Consider the following 16,254-nt stretch of genomic DNA (forward strand, 5'->3'; position numbering starts at 1 on the left):
CCGGCCGCCTGTTCGCTGTCCGCCCGTCGGACCGCTCGCACGGGTGCCCGCGGCCCGAAGTAGATTTCGGTCCATGCCGACAACTGCCGCCGTACCGCCCCGTGTCCTCACCGTCGCCGGATCGGATTCCGGCGGCGGTGCCGGCATCCAGGCCGACCTCAAGACGATGCTGGCGCTCGGCGTGCACGGCATGAGCGTGCTCACCGCCGTGACCGCCCAGAACTCCCTCGGCGTGCAGGGCGCCTGGGAGCTGCCGCCCGAAGCGGTACGCGCCCAGTACCGCAGCGTCGTCGACGACATCGGCGTCCAGGCCGTGAAGACCGGCATGCTCGCGTCCGCCGCCCTGGTCGAGACCGTCGCCGCACTCCTCGCCGACACCGCCGCCCCGGTCGTCGTCGACCCGGTGGGGATCTCCAAGCACGGGGACGCGCTGCTCGCCGCCGAGGCCCTGGAATCCGTACGCACGAAGCTGCTGCCGCTGGCCACCGTCGCCACCCCGAACCTGGACGAGGTGGCGCAGCTCACGGGCGTGGAGGTCGCCGAGGAGCAGGACATGCGGCGGGCCGCCGCGGCCGTACTCGCCTTCGGCCCGCGCTGGGTGGTGATCAAGGGCGGCCATCTGCCCGGCGAGGCCGTCGATCTGCTCACCGACGGCAACAAGGAGCACTGGCTGCGTTCCCCGCGCCACGACAACCGGCACACCCACGGCACGGGCTGCACCCTCGCCTCGGCCATCGCCTGCGGCCTGGCCCGGGGCCAGAACGTGCCCACGGCGGTACGGAACGCGAAGACCTACATCACCGGGGCGATCGAGGCCGGATTCCCGCTCGGCGCCGGGATCGGCCCGGTCGACCACGCCTGGCGGAGCCGGCGTCCCTGAAGCCGCCCGACGCCGTCCCCGCAGCCGTCCCGCTGCCGTCCGCGCGGCCGGGACAGCTGCCGGCCCTCCGGCCCGGGGCCCGGGAGCGCCCCCGTCCGGGCACAGCAAAAAGCCGGTCCACCGAGGTGGACCGGCTTTTTGGGCAACCGGAAGGCTGCGCTACGACGGGAACGTCAGCGCGCGACCTTGCCGGCCTTGATGCACGAGGTGCAGACGTTGAGCCGCTTCGGCGTCCGACCGACCACGGCACGCACGCGCTGGATGTTGGGATTCCAGCGACGAGACGTACGGCGGTGCGAGTGCGAAATGTTGTTGCCGAAGCCCGGCCCCTTGCCGCAGACGTCGCAGTTGGCAGCCACGGGTCACTCCAAAGACTTCAGGTGCACTTACAGTGAATTCCGGCGCGCCGGAATCAGCGAACTGAAGTGACGGCACCGGAGGAATGGCCCGACTTTCATCGGGCAACCGAAACACCATACAACGGCTGCCTCGGTACAACGAAACTACCACGGTTCCGCAGGCCGCCCTCCCGCCCCCCTGCCCGGGGCCACTCACCGGCGGCCCGGGGTTAACCTGCGGTGCAGCCCGCCGTACACGGCCGCTTCAAGGAGGACCCAGGTGCCGCAACTCCCCGACGATTTCGACGCCGTCGCGGTACGCACCTGGTGCTCCCTGGCCCTCGAAGCCCTGGGCCGGGAGCGGGCCGCCATCGACGCGATCAACGTCTACCCGGTCCCGGACGGGGACACCGGCACCAACCTCTTCCTCACCCTGGAATCGGCGCGGGCCGCCGTCGAGGCCGTCTTCGCGGCCCACGGAACGGGCCCCTCGGAGCAGCACCCCACCGGCCCGGACTCCACCGGCCCGGCCGCCGCCGAGGCCGTACGCGCCATGGCGCACGGGGCGCTCATCGGGGCGCGGGGCAACTCCGGCACCATCCTGGCCCAGCTGCTGCGCGGGATGGCGGCCGTGCTCGCGGACGGCGGGGACGCGGACCACCTGGCCCGGTCGCTGGCACACGCCGCCGGCGCCGCCCGCCGGGCCGTCGCCCACCCCGTGGAGGGCACCATCCTCACCGTCGCCGCCGCGGCCGCGCGGGCCGCCGGGGCGGTCGCGGCCGGGAGCGGTCTGGCGGCCGTCGCGCAGGCGGCGCACGCGGGCGCCGCCGAGGCGCTGGAGGAGACCCCCGGGCGGCTGCCGGTGCTCGGCCGCGCCGGAGTCGTGGACGCCGGCGGGCAGGGCCTGGTGACCGTTCTGGGGGCGCTGCTGGAGACGGTGACCGGGCGGGCGCCCGTACACGTCCCCCGGCAGACGCCCGGACGGCTTCCCGTACCGGCCGGGAGCCCCGCCGCGCCCGCCGGGGAGTACGGCGGAGGGTGCGCGGCCCTCGCCGGCCCCGCTGACCCCGGGGACGGGGCGGTGCCCGGCGACGGGCCCGCGTTCGAGGTCATCTACCTGCTGGAGGCCGAGGACGAGGCGGTGGACCGGCTCCGCGACCGGCTCGACACCCTCGGCGACTCCCTCGTCGTGGTCGGCGGCGACGGGCTGTGGAACGTCCACGTGCACGTCGACGACGCCGGGGCGGCCGTGGAGGCGGGCGTGGAGGCGGGACGCCCGCACCGCATCCGGATCACCCACTTCGGCGCCGCACGGGTCCACCCGCGGACCGAACCCGCCCCGCGCTCCGTGGTCGTGGTCGTCCCCGGCGAGGAACTCCGCGGTCTCTGCGAGGAGGCCGACGCCGTCACCGTGCTCGCGCGCCCCGGGAAGCCGCCCGCCAGCGGCGAACTCGTCGAAGCCATCCGCCGCGCCCATGCCCGCGAGGTCGTCCTGCTCCCCAACGACGCGAACCTGCGCCATGTCGCGGCCGTCGCCGCCGAGCAGGTCAGGGCCGACGGCATCCGGGTCGCCGTCATCCCGACCCGTGCCGTCGTCCAGGGCATCGCCGCCCTCGCGGTCCACGAGGCGGGCCGCAGTTTCGACGAGGACGTCGTCGCCATGACCGCCGCCGCCGGAGCCACCCGCCACGCCGAACTCGCCGTCGCCGAACGGCAGTCGTGGACCACCGCAGGCATCTGCCAGGCCGGCGACATCCTCGGTCTGATCGACGGGGACGTGGCCGTCATCGGCGCGGACCTCCCCGGCACCGCGCGCACCGTCCTCGACCGGATGCTCGCCGCAGGCGGAGAGCTGGTCACCCTCGTCCTCGGCGAACACGTACCGGACACCCTCGGTGACGCCCTGGAGGCGTACGTACGCGAAGGGCACCTCGCCGTCGACACCACGGTCTACCGGGGCGGACACCCGGGGACCCCGCTGCTGATCGGCGTCGAATAGCCGCGCTCCCCGCCCCGGAGCCCGGCCGCCGGACACGCCCCGGGCACTCCCGCCGGACGACTGTCGGTGGCGTGGTGTGCAATGGAACCCGTGTCCGCGCTCGATGAACCCCTCAAGAAGCTGCTCGGCGGAGCCACCGCGAAGGTGATGGCCGAACACCTCGGCCTGCACACCGTCGGCGACCTCCTGCACCACTACCCGCGACGGTACGAGGAACGGGGCCGGCTCACCCCGCTCTCCGACCTCCCGCTGGACGAACACGTCACCGTGGTCGCCCAGGTCGCCGACGCGCGGGTGCTGGGCTTCAACAACGGGCGCGGCAAACGCCTGGAGGTCACGCTCACCGACGGCAGCGGCCGGCTCCAGCTCGTCTTCTTCGGCCACGGGGTGCACAAGCCGCACCAGGAACTCCTCCCCGGCCGCCGGGCGATGTTCGCGGGCAAGGTCGGCGTCTTCAACCGCAAGACGCAGCTCGCCCACCCCACGTACCAACTGCTCGACGCCGAAGCGCCCGAGGGCGAGGCCGGGGTGCGCGAGGCCGTGGACGCCTTCGCCGGCCGCCTGCTGCCCCTCTACCCCGCCTGCAAACAGCTCGACTCCTGGCGCATCGCCAAGGCCGTGGACACCGTGCTGCCCAGCGCCCAGGAGGCACTCGACCCGCTGCCCGCCGCGCTGCGGGACGGACGCGGCTTCGTTTCGCTGCCCGAGGCCCTGGTCAAGGTGCACCGGCCGCAGACCAAGGCGGACATCGAGGACGCCAGGGAGCGGCTGAAGTGGGACGAGGCGTTCGTCCTCCAGACCGCGCTGGCGCGCCGCCGGTACGCCGACACCCAGCTCCCCGCCGTCGCCCGCCGCCCCGCCCCGGACGGGCTGCTCGACGCCTTCGACGCCCGGCTGCCGTTCACCCTCACCGAGGGCCAGCGGAAGGTGTCCGGCGAGATCTTCGACGACCTCGCCACCGAACACCCCATGCACCGGCTGCTCCAGGGAGAGGTCGGCTCCGGCAAGACCATGGTCGCCCTGCGCGCGATGCTCGCCGTCGTGGACAGCGGTGGGCAGGCCGCGATGCTCGCCCCCACCGAGGTGCTCGCCCAGCAGCACCACCGCTCGATCACCGAGATGATGGGCGACCTCGCCGAGGGCGGGATGCTCGGCGGTTCCACGCTCGGCACGAAGGTGGTCCTGCTCACCGGCTCCATGGGGACGGCGGCCCGCCGCCGGGCGCTGCTGGACCTGACCACCGGCGAGGCCGGACTCGTCATCGGCACCCACGCGCTGATCGAGGACAAGGTGTCCTTCCACGACCTCGGACTCGTCGTCGTCGACGAACAGCACCGTTTCGGGGTGGAGCAGCGCGACGCCCTGCGCTCCAAGGGCAAGCAGCCGCCGCACCTGCTGGTGATGACCGCCACACCCATCCCGCGCACGGTCGCGATGACGGTCTTCGGCGACCTGGAGACGTCCGTCCTCGACCAGCTCCCCGCCGGGCGCTCCCCGATCGCCACCCACGTCGTGCCCGCCGCCGACAAACCGCACTTCCTCGCCCGCGCCTGGGAACGCGTCCGCGAGGAGGTGGAGGGCGGTCACCAGGCGTACGTGGTCTGCCCCCGGATCGGCGACGACCCGGAGGAGGCGACCGGAGCCAAGGGCGGCGCGAAGGCAGGGACGAAGACGGGCGCGAAGGCCGCCGCGAAGTCCGCCGAAGAAGCGGACGCGCCGGACGGCCAGGGCGCTCCGAGCGGCTCCGACGGCGACAAGCGGCCGCCGCTCGCCGTGCTCGACATCGCGGCCCGGCTGTCCGCCGGACCGCTCGCCGGGCTCCGGATCGAGGTGCTGCACGGGCGGATGAACCCGGACGACAAGGACGACGTGATGCGCCGGTTCGCCGCCGGCCAGGTCGACGTGCTGGTGGCCACCACCGTGATCGAGGTCGGGGTGAACGTCCCCAACGCCACCGCGATGGTGATCATGGACGCGGACCGGTTCGGCGTCTCCCAGCTCCACCAGCTCCGCGGCCGGGTCGGCCGGGGCTCCGCCGCCGGGCTCTGCCTGCTGGTCAGCGAGGCCCACGAGGCGAGCCCCGCCCGCGCCCGGCTCGGCGCGGTCGCCGCCACCCTGGACGGCTTCGAGCTCTCCCGGATCGACCTCGAACAGCGCCGCGAGGGCGATGTGCTCGGCCAGGCCCAGTCCGGGGTCCGCTCCTCGCTGCGGATGCTCACCGTCATCGACGACGAGGAGATCATCGCCGCCGCGCGCGCCGAGGCCACCCGGATCGTCGCCGCCGACCCGGAGCTGACCGGCCACCCGGAGCTGCGGACCGCCCTGGACGCGCTGCTGGACAAGGACCGTGAGGAGTTCCTCGACAAGGGGTGACCCGGTGGCCGGGGAGGTGCCCGGGTCCGTGGCGCCCGCACGCCATATCGTGGAACCAGGGTCTTTTCGTACGGACCGGGCTGCCGGTCCGTACGCGAGCCCCAGAGGCACGCGACCCCCCGCGTGCCGTCCCGCGACCCGAGGACCGACTCCCATGACCCGCGTGATCGCCGGCTCGGCCGGCGGACGCCGCCTGGCCGTACCGCCCGGCAACGGCACCCGCCCCACCTCCGACCGTGCGCGCGAGGGCCTCTTCTCGACCTGGGAAGCGCTGCGCGGCACCCTCGACGGCGTCCGGATCGCCGACCTGTACGCGGGCTCCGGCGCGGTCGGACTCGAAGCGCTCTCCCGGGGCGCGGTCCACGCGCTGCTCGTGGAGGCCGACCCCAAGGCCGTGCGCACCGTCCGCGAGAACGTCCGTGCCGTGGGCCTGCCCGGGGCCGAGGTCCGTACCGGCAAGGCCGAACAGACGGTTGCCGGACCGGCGCCCGCCGACCCGTACGACGTGGTTTTCCTGGACCCGCCCTACGTCGTCACCGACGACGATCTTCGGGAGATCCTCCTCACACTCGGCTCGCGGGGCTGGCTTGCCGAGGACGCACTCGTCACCGTGGAACGAGCCACCAGAGGCGGGGAATTCGGCTGGCCGGAGGGTTTCGAGCCGTTGAGGTCCCGCCGCTACGGCGAGGCGACCCTTTGGTACGGTCGCGCCGCCTCCACGTGCGAAGACGCACGATGACCGGACCCGGGAGCGAGGGAATCACGTTGCGCCGCGCCGTCTGTCCGGGGTCGTTCGACCCCATCACCAACGGACATCTCGACATCATTGGCCGAGCCTCGAAGCTGTACGACGTCGTACACGTCGCGGTGATGATCAACCAGTCCAAGAAAGGGCTGTTCACCGTCGACGAGCGGATCGAGCTGATCCGCGAAGTCACCTCCGGCTTCGGCAACGTCGAGGTCGAGTCCTTCCACGGCCTGCTGGTCGACTTCTGCAGGCAGCGGGAGATCCCCGCCATCGTGAAGGGGCTCCGGGCGGTCAGCGACTTCGACTACGAACTGCAGATGGCCCAGATGAACAACGGCCTCTCCGGTGTCGAGACGCTCTTCGTCCCCACCAACCCCACCTACAGCTTCCTGTCGTCCTCCCTGGTCAAGGAGGTCGCGACCTGGGGCGGGGACGTCTCCCACCTGCTGCCGCCGACCGTCCACGCGGCGCTGCAGGAGCGGCTGGAGCGGAAGTGACCGCCTGAGGGACCGTCACCCGGTGTCGGACGGGAGCCGACTGGCCTTACAGTCGTCCCGTCCGTCTCCAACAGCGGCAGAGAGTGGCGAGCACACGGTGGACGTGCAGAAGAAGCTCGACGAGATCGTCGAGGCGGTCGGGAACGCCCGGTCCATGCCCATGTCGGCCTCGTGCGTGATCAACCGCGCCGATCTGCTCGGGATGCTCGAAGAGCTCCGCGAAGCGCTGCCCGGCTCACTCGCCCACGCCGAGGAGGTCATCGGCGGCAGCGAGCAGCTCGTCGACCGGGCGCGCCAGGAAGCGGAACGCATCATCGAGTCCGCCCACGCCGAGCGCGGCTCGCTGATCTCCGGCACCGAGGTCGTCGTACGGTCCCAGGACGAGGCCGACCGCATCCTGGCCGAGGCCCGCCGCGAGGCCGCCGAGGTCAAGGCGGAGGCCGACGAATACGTCGACAGCAAGCTCGCCAACTTCGAGGTCGTCCTCACCAAGACCATCGGCTCCGTCGACCGCGGCCGCGAGAAGCTGCTCGGCCGGAGCGAGGGCGTCCTCGACGAGCAGGGCTACGAGGACCCCGACTTCGCCGAGGCCCCCGAGCGCAGCGCCGACCCGGAGACGCTCCGGCGCCGCGCCGACGAGTACGTCGACACCAAGCTCGGCGCCTTCGAGGCCGTCCTCGGCAAGACCCTGGAGGCGGTCGGCCGCGGCCGGCAGAAGCTGCACGGCCGGGTGGCCACCGACGACCTGGGCGCGCACATGGCCGCCCAGGACGCCGCGGGCGCCCAGGGCCACACCAGCGACGCCGACTACCTGGCCGGCCTCGCCGAGCTGGCCGACCCCGAGCCGCCGCAGGCCTCCCCGAACTACCCGGCGCGGCCCCAGTACGCCCAGACCGCCCAGGGCTACGACTACCCGCAGCCGGGCGGGCAGGACCCGTACGGCTACGAGCAGCCCCAGCAGGACGGCTATGACCAGCCCCAGCAGGACGTGTACGAGCAGCCCCAGCAGGACGTCTACGCCTACCAGCAGCAGGCGTACGACCCGGGCGCGTACCAGCCGCAGCAGGGGCAGATCGCGCAGACCGGCCAGCCCGAGTACGGCTGGGCCGACCAGCAGCCCCAGGCCCAGCTGCCCCAGCAGTCGCAGCCGGCGCTCGACGAGACCAGCTTCTTCGACACCAGCATGATCGACCTGGAGCAGCTGCGCCGGTACGAGCAGGGCCACTGACCGGCCACTGACCGGCCGCCGACCCGGGCGCCGCACGGCTCCCGCCGGCCCGACCGGTCCGGATTGGGTGCTGAGCGGTACGTCAAGTATCCTGGCTCCTCGGTCGCGCGTATCTCTCCGCGATCCCGGCTGCCCGTTTCGACTCCGGAACGGCCGGCCCCTCCCGACGCAGTGCGATGCACACGAATCCCGAAAGCAGGAGAAGCCCTGAACGGCCACCTCGACCACCGCAATCCTCTCGTGTTCGATACGCACGAGCTGGGTCGGCGTCCCGGTGCCCTGAAGCGGCTGACCCGCTCGGTGGAAGCACCGAGGGACCTGGGCATCGACGGAGTCATCGGAGTGCCGGAAGGCGCGCCGCTGGCGCTGGACCTCCGCCTCGAATCGGTCATGGAAGGGGTGCTCGTCACAGGCACCGCCCGTGCAACCGCCGAGGGGGAGTGCGTAAGGTGTCTGGAGCCGCTGACCTTCGAGGTCGAAGCGGACTTCCAGGAATTGTTCTCGTACCCTGACGCCGACGACCGGGGCCGCAGCAAGACGGCGGACCCGGCCGACGACGCCGAGGACGACGAGGACGAGTTTTTCCTTGAGGACGGCTTGTTCGACCTCGAAACGGTGCTGCGTGACGCGGTAGTGCTCGCACTGCCGATGCAGCCGGTGTGCACGGAGACCTGTGCCGGTCTGTGTTCCGAATGCGGAATCAGGCTGGACGAGAATCCTGGCCACCACCACGATGCCGCCGACCCCCGGTGGGCGGCACTGCAAGGACTCGCCGAGACCGTTCAGGACGGCGAGAAGGACAACATGGGCGGCGCCGAACCTGGCGTCGACGAGAAGCAGGAGAAGTAGCCGTGGCTGTTCCGAAGCGGAAGATGTCGCGCAGCAACACGCGCCACCGCCGGTCGCAGTGGAAGGCTGCGGTCCCCACCCTGGTTTCGTGTGAGCGTTGCCAGGAGCCGAAGCTCCAGCACATTGCGTGCCCGAGCTGCGGCACGTACAACAAGCGCCAGGTCCTCGAAGTCTGAGTGGCTGGTGAGAGGCCCGATGTCTGAGTTGTCCCACGCCAAGAAGCAGGCAGACAACGTCAACACAGCCTCGTCCCACACGCTTCTGGAAGGGCGGCTCGGGTATCACCTTGAGTCCGCCCTTCTGGTGCGTGCGCTGACCCACCGCTCGTACGCGTACGAGAACGGCGGTCTGCCCACCAACGAGCGGCTCGAATTCCTCGGGGATTCGGTGCTCGGCCTGGTGGTCACGGACACGCTGTACCGCACCCACCCCGACCTGCCCGAAGGCCAGCTGGCCAAGTTGCGGGCCGCGGTGGTCAACTCACGTGCACTCGCGGAAGTGGGCCGCGGCCTAGAACTCGGTTCCTTCATCCGGCTCGGCCGCGGTGAAGAGGGCACGGGTGGCCGGGACAAGGCTTCCATCCTCGCCGACACCCTTGAAGCGGTGATCGGCGCGGTCTATCTCGATCAGGGCCTCGACGCGGCCTCGGAGCTGGTCCACCGGCTCTTCGACCCGCTCATCGACAGGTCCTCGAACCTCGGCGCCGGCCTGGACTGGAAGACCAGTCTCCAGGAGCTCACCGCGAGCGAGGGTCTCGGAGTCCCCGAGTACCTCGTCACGGAGACCGGCCCGGACCACGAGAAGATCTTTACTGCTGCAGCTCGCGTCGGTGGTGTCTCGTACGGCACCGGCACCGGTCGTAGCAAGAAGGAAGCGGAGCAGCAGGCGGCCGAGTCCGCCTGGCGTGAAATCAGCGCCGCCGCCGAAGCGAGGGCGACCGCGGAGAAGTCCGCGGCCGACGCAGGGGCCGCCGACACCCCTGCCGACCCCCCGCAGAACACGGACGTCGCTCCGGCCTGACCCCGTTCGCGACCCCCCGGTGCCCCGTGCGCCGGGGGGTCGCGGCATTTCCCGCGCGGTTCGTGTGTTCCGGTACGGTCCGCGCGTTCTGTGCCCCTGGTCCCCTGGTGCCCCTGGAGGAGCGTCACCGTGCCCGAGCTGCCCGAGGTCGAAGTCGTACGCCGGGGTCTGGAGCGCTGGGTCGCCGGCCGGACCGTCTCCGAGGTGGAGGTCCTCCACCCGCGCGCGGTGCGCCGGCACCTCGCGGGCGGGGTGGACTTCGCGGCCCGGCTGCGCGGCATGCGCTTCGGCGCGGCGATGCGGCGCGGCAAGTACCTGTGGATCCCGCTGGAGGACGAGCCCGTCTCGCTCCTCGGCCACCTCGGCATGAGCGGTCAGCTGCTGGTGCGGCCCGACGACGCCCCGACCGAGAAGCACCTGCGGATCAGGATGCGGTTCGCCGACACCCTCGGCACCGATCTGCGCTTCGTCGACCAGCGCACCTTCGGCGGGCTCTCGCTGCACCCCACCACACCGGACGGGCTCCCCGACGTCATCGCGCACATCGCCCGCGACCCCCTCGACCCCGCCTTCGACGACGCGGCCTTCCACACCGCGCTGCGCCTGCGCCGTACGACCGTCAAGCGCGCGCTGCTCGACCAGTCGCTGATCAGCGGCGTCGGCAACATCTACGCGGACGAGGCGCTCTGGCGCGCGAAGCTGCACTACGACCGCCCCACCGCGACCCTCACCCGCCCGAAGTCCGCCGAGCTGCTCGGCCACGTCCGGGACGTGATGAACGCGGCGCTCGCCCAGGGCGGCACCAGCTTCGACAGCCTGTACGTCAACGTGAACGGCGAATCCGGCTACTTCGACCGCTCCCTGGACGCCTACGGCCGCGAGGGCGAGCCCTGCCACCGCTGCGGCACCCCGATGCGCCGCCGCCCCTGGATGAACCGCTCCAGCTACTTCTGCCCGAACTGCCAGCGGGTGCCCCGGGCGCGGTGAGCGGCGCGTACGGCTGCGGCGCCCACCGGCCAGTGGGCGCCGCAGCCGTACGGATCCGGTCGGACCGCCCGGGTCAGAAGCCGAAGAACTGATCCCCCGGCGTAGCGACCTGCGGCGCAGTGTCACTCAATGCCCCTGACTAGCGTCAAGGTCGGGGCATTGGTGGTTGTTGGTGGAGGTAGGTTGTCCTCGGACTGCCCACGGACGGCCCCGATCCGGTGCGGATGGGTGGACGCTGGGCCTACCGTCACGAGCGTCAAGCCGCACGCGGTCCGTGCAGCTTCCGTCCCCCTTTCGGTGCTATTTGGGCTCCTCCCGGTACGTGCTCGGCCGTCAGGGGCACCGTAGGGACTCTGTGCGTTGGGTCTCCGGGCTCTCGCGCGCACGTAGGGGTGCCTCCGGAAACCAGCTGGAAACCGCGCTACTCCGCGTAGACCCGCACGGCCGCACACCCACATACGGCGAATCCCTACGTCCTCGTGGTTTGCGGGTTCATCGCACACCACTACTGCACACGATGGCCGCGTGCCCCTGCAGGCGGAACTTCGGCCGCGCCACCGCCCCTCCTTCGCTACGCTGTGGACGGTCTGCGGCCAGGGGAGGCCGTTGTGAACGGGGGTTCTTCGTGGAGTTCAAGTTGTTCGGCCGGCACATCGCCGGGACCCCGTCGCCGCCGAAGGCGCCCCGGCCAGACCGGTACGCGCTGGCCGCGTACGAGCGGGGGCTGACGGTCTACTCGGTGACGATGTCGGCGGGGATCTTGAAGCACGATGTTGCAGTCTCCCGCATCGAGCTGGCGGGGTGGTCCCTCATGCATAAACAAGAGGTTCAGCGCCCGTCAGGCCGCCGTGTGGAGATGACCTTCCGCCGCTCGGGGCCTTGAAGCCTCGCCTCTCCGTGGGTCCGCATCCCGACAGGTCGGAGGAGTGATCGAGGTAGCGGAGGGGGAGCGGACCCGGGGGCAAAAGGCAGGCATAGGTAAAACCGGGCCGGGGCCCGTTGACTGGCGTTAAAGGCTGTCCCGCAACTCCTGGCCGGCGTGCGACGACAGCTGCGGCACCTCGCCGCGTTGTCGGAACGTCCGCATGCATCCAGTATGCGGACGTCCCTCCGTCTTGCGATGCACCGCATCTGACGCCGCACACCGATCCGTCAGGAGTTGCGGGATTAGGGCCACCGACGAACGGCGGTGAATCCGCACTCACTGCGCTCAAGACTCCCGGGGGAGGTCTATCAATGGCCAGTTTTGTCGCTTTGATATCTCGACGCCGCGTCAGGCGTCGCCAGGGTCTAGTAAATATGTCGCAGCGCCATGTGGAATATGCTCGTGATGCCGCACAAGAGATAGCTCATTACCTGACCATTCGCGCCCAAGTAAGCGTAGAGGAGAGTGCCTATAAATTCTATAGTAAAAGAACTAGCACCTCCGCCCCGATGGTCGTTGTGATGGCAATCCTCGCTCTGGACTACACGGCGCGGCGGGCGGGATTTTATGATCATTTGCGAAGGTCTCTTTCGGGACTAGTCCGCGCGGGCAACTCCTCATCATTTTCTGTCGGCGGTCTAGTCGCAGCTAGTTTGGTCGATTTGTGGGTTGCCTGGGCTCTCGTTGCTGCTATCCAAAATCGACACCCCCGACTCCGCCCACGCAAGAGACGTGCCGACTTGACGCCCTATCTAGCGTCTACAGTCGTCATCTGGTGCAGAATTGCGTGCATGGGATCGTCTGCTGATAGGCAGGACGCAGTGCTTATGGTTGACGGGTACGTAGGACTTCTGATGCGCAGCCTGCAGCGCCTAGCGAGGAATAACCATTTGTCCCTTCGCTTTCAACGTCGCGTATCTGTAGATGTCCACGCCCGCTTGGTCGCAGCTCTGCTGCAGCAGAAAGTTCGAGAGATAGACAAGGACCCGGGGCGTATTCTTAGAGAAATCGCGACGACCTGTATATCGATTTGCGAGCGCCACGCCGGTGGCCAGCTCGGAAGTCTCGTGGAGGAGTCCCACTTGGTGGGCATCACTCCCATCCATAGCCGCGATTGGGGCCGCCTTGCCCTGGCGGTTATCTTGACCGCAGCTGCCGCAGTTGGAATCTCTGTTGCCGGATTGCCGGACGCCGCGTTCCCAGTAGTGTTCGGCGGCATCGCTCTACTCACGTTCAGCAGCGTCCTGGGGGGCGGGTCGCCAAGGACATTGGAGCTGCTCGACTCCATGCGCGGGGTGCAACGCCCGTGACTTCCAATCCGACAGGGGCAAGGCCGTGACTCTCTTTTTTCCAGGCCCGCTACTTCCGCTACCGCGCAGGTCAGAGGCATGATCAAGGTAGCGGGTAGCGGACACGCGCTACCCGGCCCTTCCCTCTGAGGGTCCGCTACATCCGCTACGCCGCTACATCGCAGCTCAGGGGCATGATTTCTGTAGCGGGTCGGCCGCGTGAAGCGGATAGGTGCCGTTACGGGTGCCGGTCGGGAGCTCCCGGCTGCTGTCCCCCCTCTCCCCGCAGATCCGCAACGTCGGCCACGCCGCCACACCGCAGGTCAGAGCGTTGCGTTTGTGGCGGCAACCGAAACTGTGGCGGATAGCTCCCGCCACACCCCCCTTGGGAGGCGCTCGGATCCCCGCAGCAGAGGGTAAGAGGAGCACGCCGCGCCGGGGGCGCTCCTCTTACCCTTCGGCGGCGGCAGCCGCTTCGCAGTGGCCGCGTCTGAAGTGGGGAAGCTGCGTCATGTGCGTCATGCGGACGAGGAAACGGCGTACCCCGGCCGGAGTTGGTGGCGGAGGCACTGTGGACGCACATCGCGCAGTACCCGGCTCGTGAGGTCACCCTGCCGTGGAAGGGCCTGAACGGGCCGCTAGTGACAGCGACGCTCATTCTCTACGGGCCCGAGGGGCTGGCACTGAACCGCAACCGCTTCAACCACAGGGTGTGGAAACCCGCTTTCGAAGCCGTCGGCGTGCCGAGGATCCGCGACCACGGCACGCACGCGTTGCGGCACTTCTACGAGTCAGTGCTGCTGGACGCGGGGGAGTATCAAGGCGCTGAGCGAGTACCTGGGGCACCACGACCCCGGCTTCACGCTGCGGACGCACACCCACCTCATGCCCGCGAGCGAGACCCGCACCCGAGCGGCGGTGGACGGTGTTTTCAGGGGGTGCGGGGAGGCGTCACGGCCCTGACACGGCCCAGAGGAGAGGAAATGCCTCTGACCTGCGGGCTTCTCAGAAGCCGAAGTCCTGCGTCCACCACGGACCGCCGTCGGCGATGTAGACGCCGAGGCCCATGGTCGTGTAATCGCAGTTGAGAATGTTTGCTCGGTGGCCTTCGCTGTTCATCCAGCTGTCCATCACGGCCTGGGCGTCCGCCTGGCCGCGGGCGATGTTCTCGCCGCCGAGGTTGGTGATCCCGGCCGCTGCCGCGCGGTCCCAGGGGGTGTCGCCGTCGGGGTCCGTGTGGTCGAAGAAGTCACGGGCCGCCATGTCCTGGCTGAAGTTCTGGGCCAGCGAGGTCAGCGAGGAGCTGAGGGCCAGCGGGCTGCAGCCGACCTTCGCGCGCTCCTGGTTGACCAGGGTCAGCACCTGCGTCTGGACGGAGGTGCCGGCGGCCGGCTTCGGGTCCTCGGTCGCGGGGGACGCCGGGGTGGTGGGCGCCGGTGCCGCGGGGGCCGCGGACTTCGTCGGGGCCGGGGCGGCGGTCGTCTTCGTCACGGAGGGGGTGGGCGACGGCGTCGGGCTCGCGGTCTTCTCCGTGGGTGACGCCGAGGGGGAGGGCGAGGCCGGCTTCGAGGGGACCCCGGGGCGCTCGCTGCCCCGGCTCGCCGGGGTGGCGGCCGCGGTACGGCCCGCCGGGTCGGCGCTCGCGGTGCCCTGCGTGAGCAGGTCCGGGGCGCCTCCGGAGTCGGCGCGGTCGGCGTGCGAGCTGTCGCTCAGGCCGTACGTCGCCCCGCCCGGGAGCATGCCGGAGGCGGCTGCGACCGCGCCCACCGCCACCGCCGCGGTGACCCCGAGCAGCCCGGCGCGTACCGGCAGGGGTACCCGGCGCTTGGTCCGACGGGTACGGCCGCCGTGCCGTCCCCTGGAGGGCACCGGGGCGGTTTCGTCAGCGGCGGGGCCTGCGGCGGATCGTCGGTGGCGTCCCATGCGCTGTGCCTTCCTCATGCCGTTCGGGCCGCCTCCGAGGTCTCCGGGGGCGTCGCCGAGTCCGTGGTGCTCACCCGATGGGGTGAGGTCATTGCGACCGGACTGTACGCCATGACGGATCGGCCGCGAGGGGCTTCGGGCGGCCCGCTCCGGTTAGCGTTCCCGTATGAGCGAAGATGCACGACTCGTGGTGTGGGTACGCGGCCGAGTACAGCAAGTAGGGTTCCGCTGGTTCACCAGGGCAAACGCTTTGGAGATCGGCGGGCTGGTCGGCTTCGCCCTCAATCTGGACGACGGCCGGGTACAGGTCGTCGCCGAGGGAGCACGTGAGAATTGCCACCGTCTGCTGGAGTGGCTGCGCTCCGCCGACACGCCCGGCCGCGTGGACGGAGTCACTGAGATCTGGGACACCCCGCGCGGCGGCTACGACGGGTTCGCCATCCGGTGACCGGCGCGCGGAGTGTCGGGTCGGGTGCGCCCTCCGCACGGCGCCCGCGATGCTCCGCCGTCGTGCGTGCCGGGGCGGCGGCACCCGGAGTGACCTGCGGCGGAGTCCAGGGGCACCCGGCTGTTGCGGAAGGCTTCCGGGCGTGCGAAGCTACCCGGTTGACCAAGATCGCCGGGGCTCGGAGATCTCCCGGCGGCGGCGGCCGGGGTGATCGTCGGGCGGCCCGCCCCGGGGATGGCGGCGCCCACGGGGTGTGATCGTGTTGACCGTCAAACTTTTTGGTGAGACTCTGAAATCCCCGCGCACCTCAGCTGTTCGACAGGGCTGTTTCCGCAGCAACCGCAGTGATGATCAAGAGCACTGCCGGGCATCGCGGGTGCGATTCCCTCACGACCCACACCGCTTCGGTCGGTCACTCAGTGTGGAGGACCATCCATCATGGCAAAGGCGCTTCTCGGTTACGTCGGCGGTTCCGACCCGCGACTCCTCGCCGAGATGCGACGGCTCCAGAAGCGCGTCCAGGACCTGGAATCCGAGCTCGTACGGATCCAGGACGAGAACGACGCGCTCAACGCCGCCGCCCAGCACCAGTCGCTGCTCGACGGCATCGACATCGATGTACCCCAGGCAGAGCCCGCTCTGACCTGACCGGTCGCCCGCAAGGGGGCCGGCCGGGCCCGCACCTTCATCAGCGGCCCGGGAGCGTTTCTGGATCTCCTCACCGCGGATCGGCGGTACCGGACTTCGTGA

Annotated in this window: 14 protein-coding genes; 12 read left to right on the top strand and 2 right to left on the bottom strand. The window is 70.5% G+C overall.

What is annotated here, in order from left to right; genetic code table 11:
• Positions 1–73 precede the first annotated feature (73 nt).
• Complete coding sequence (gene thiD / locus ACWCWD_RS14370; protein ID WP_450772883.1) at positions 74–880, top strand: bifunctional hydroxymethylpyrimidine kinase/phosphomethylpyrimidine kinase; 807 nt, start codon at positions 74–76, stop codon at positions 878–880.
• Between the two features lie 173 nt (positions 881–1,053).
• On the opposite strand, the gene rpmB is transcribed toward thiD, so the two are convergent.
• Positions 1,054–1,239, bottom strand: coding sequence for a 50S ribosomal protein L28 (gene rpmB / locus ACWCWD_RS14375; protein ID WP_030928661.1), 186 nt, complete (start codon positions 1,237–1,239; stop codon positions 1,054–1,056).
• Positions 1,240–1,498: 259 nt separating this feature from the next.
• Here rpmB and ACWCWD_RS14380 point away from each other — a divergent pair, with 259 nt between their 5' ends.
• The 9 genes from ACWCWD_RS14380 to mutM all read left to right on the top strand — a co-directional run bounded on the left by ACWCWD_RS14380 (position 1,499) and on the right by mutM (position 10,919).
• Entirely contained in the window at positions 1,499–3,217 is a 1,719-nt protein-coding gene (locus ACWCWD_RS14380) for a DAK2 domain-containing protein (RefSeq protein ID WP_450772885.1), read from the top strand.
• 81 nt (positions 3,218–3,298) lie between these two features.
• Complete coding sequence (gene recG, locus ACWCWD_RS14385; RefSeq protein ID WP_450772886.1) at positions 3,299–5,590, top strand: ATP-dependent DNA helicase RecG; 2,292 nt, start codon at positions 3,299–3,301, stop codon at positions 5,588–5,590.
• A gap of 154 nt (positions 5,591–5,744) precedes the next feature.
• Positions 5,745–6,329: a 16S rRNA (guanine(966)-N(2))-methyltransferase RsmD gene (gene rsmD, locus ACWCWD_RS14390; RefSeq protein ID WP_450772888.1), complete on the top strand. Its 585-nt coding sequence runs from the start codon at positions 5,745–5,747 to the stop codon at positions 6,327–6,329.
• Between the two features lie 26 nt (positions 6,330–6,355).
• A complete protein-coding gene (coaD, locus tag ACWCWD_RS14395; RefSeq protein ID WP_450773046.1) occupies positions 6,356–6,835 on the top strand; it encodes a pantetheine-phosphate adenylyltransferase in 480 nt (159 codons plus the stop codon).
• A 97-nt stretch (positions 6,836–6,932) separates the two neighbouring features.
• Positions 6,933–8,063 carry a cell division initiation protein gene (locus ACWCWD_RS14400; RefSeq protein WP_450772890.1) on the top strand — a complete coding sequence of 377 codons (1,131 nt, stop codon included), beginning with the start codon at positions 6,933–6,935 and terminating at the stop codon, positions 8,061–8,063.
• Positions 8,064–8,303: 240 nt separating this feature from the next.
• A complete protein-coding gene (locus ACWCWD_RS14405) occupies positions 8,304–8,912 on the top strand; it encodes a YceD family protein (RefSeq protein WP_450772891.1) in 609 nt (202 codons plus the stop codon).
• Between the two features lie 2 nt (positions 8,913–8,914).
• Positions 8,915–9,088 carry a 50S ribosomal protein L32 gene (rpmF, locus tag ACWCWD_RS14410; RefSeq protein WP_003965982.1) on the top strand — a complete coding sequence of 58 codons (174 nt, stop codon included), beginning with the start codon at positions 8,915–8,917 and terminating at the stop codon, positions 9,086–9,088.
• 19 nt (positions 9,089–9,107) lie between these two features.
• Positions 9,108–9,932 (top strand): ribonuclease III, encoded by an 825-nt coding sequence (rnc, locus tag ACWCWD_RS14415; RefSeq protein ID WP_386886188.1) that lies wholly within the window; start codon positions 9,108–9,110, stop codon positions 9,930–9,932.
• Positions 9,933–10,061: 129 nt separating this feature from the next.
• Complete coding sequence (gene mutM, locus ACWCWD_RS14420; RefSeq protein ID WP_450772893.1) at positions 10,062–10,919, top strand: bifunctional DNA-formamidopyrimidine glycosylase/DNA-(apurinic or apyrimidinic site) lyase; 858 nt, start codon at positions 10,062–10,064, stop codon at positions 10,917–10,919.
• A gap of 3,219 nt (positions 10,920–14,138) precedes the next feature.
• Here mutM and ACWCWD_RS14425 read toward each other — a convergent pair.
• Positions 14,139–15,056, bottom strand: a complete 918-nt coding sequence (locus ACWCWD_RS14425; protein ID WP_450772894.1) for a CAP domain-containing protein — start codon at positions 15,054–15,056, stop codon at positions 14,139–14,141.
• 166 nt (positions 15,057–15,222) lie between these two features.
• Here ACWCWD_RS14425 and ACWCWD_RS14430 point away from each other — a divergent pair, with 166 nt between their 5' ends.
• Positions 15,223–15,504: an acylphosphatase gene (locus ACWCWD_RS14430; protein ID WP_450772896.1), complete on the top strand. Its 282-nt coding sequence runs from the start codon at positions 15,223–15,225 to the stop codon at positions 15,502–15,504.
• 438 nt (positions 15,505–15,942) lie between these two features.
• On the top strand, positions 15,943–16,152 hold the full coding sequence (locus ACWCWD_RS14435) for a hypothetical protein (protein ID WP_266709608.1): 210 nt from the start codon (positions 15,943–15,945) through the stop codon (positions 16,150–16,152).
• Positions 16,153–16,254: the final 102 nt, after the last annotated feature.

The organism is Streptomyces sp. NPDC001493, assembly GCF_053597235.1.

Coding starts and splice junctions, on each gene's coding strand:
- thiD (WP_450772883.1), top strand. CDS start 74: ATGCCGACAACTGCCGCCGTACCGCCCCGTGTCCTCACCGTCGCCGGA.
- recG (WP_450772886.1), top strand. CDS start 3,299: ATGGAACCCGTGTCCGCGCTCGATGAACCCCTCAAGAAGCTGCTCGGC.
- rsmD (WP_450772888.1), top strand. CDS start 5,745: ATGACCCGCGTGATCGCCGGCTCGGCCGGCGGACGCCGCCTGGCCGTA.
- rnc (WP_386886188.1), top strand. CDS start 9,108: ATGTCTGAGTTGTCCCACGCCAAGAAGCAGGCAGACAACGTCAACACA.
- ACWCWD_RS14425 (WP_450772894.1), bottom strand. CDS start 15,056: ATGGGACGCCACCGACGATCCGCCGCAGGCCCCGCCGCTGACGAAACC.
- ACWCWD_RS14430 (WP_450772896.1), top strand. CDS start 15,223: ATGAGCGAAGATGCACGACTCGTGGTGTGGGTACGCGGCCGAGTACAG.
- ACWCWD_RS14435 (WP_266709608.1), top strand. CDS start 15,943: ATGGCAAAGGCGCTTCTCGGTTACGTCGGCGGTTCCGACCCGCGACTC.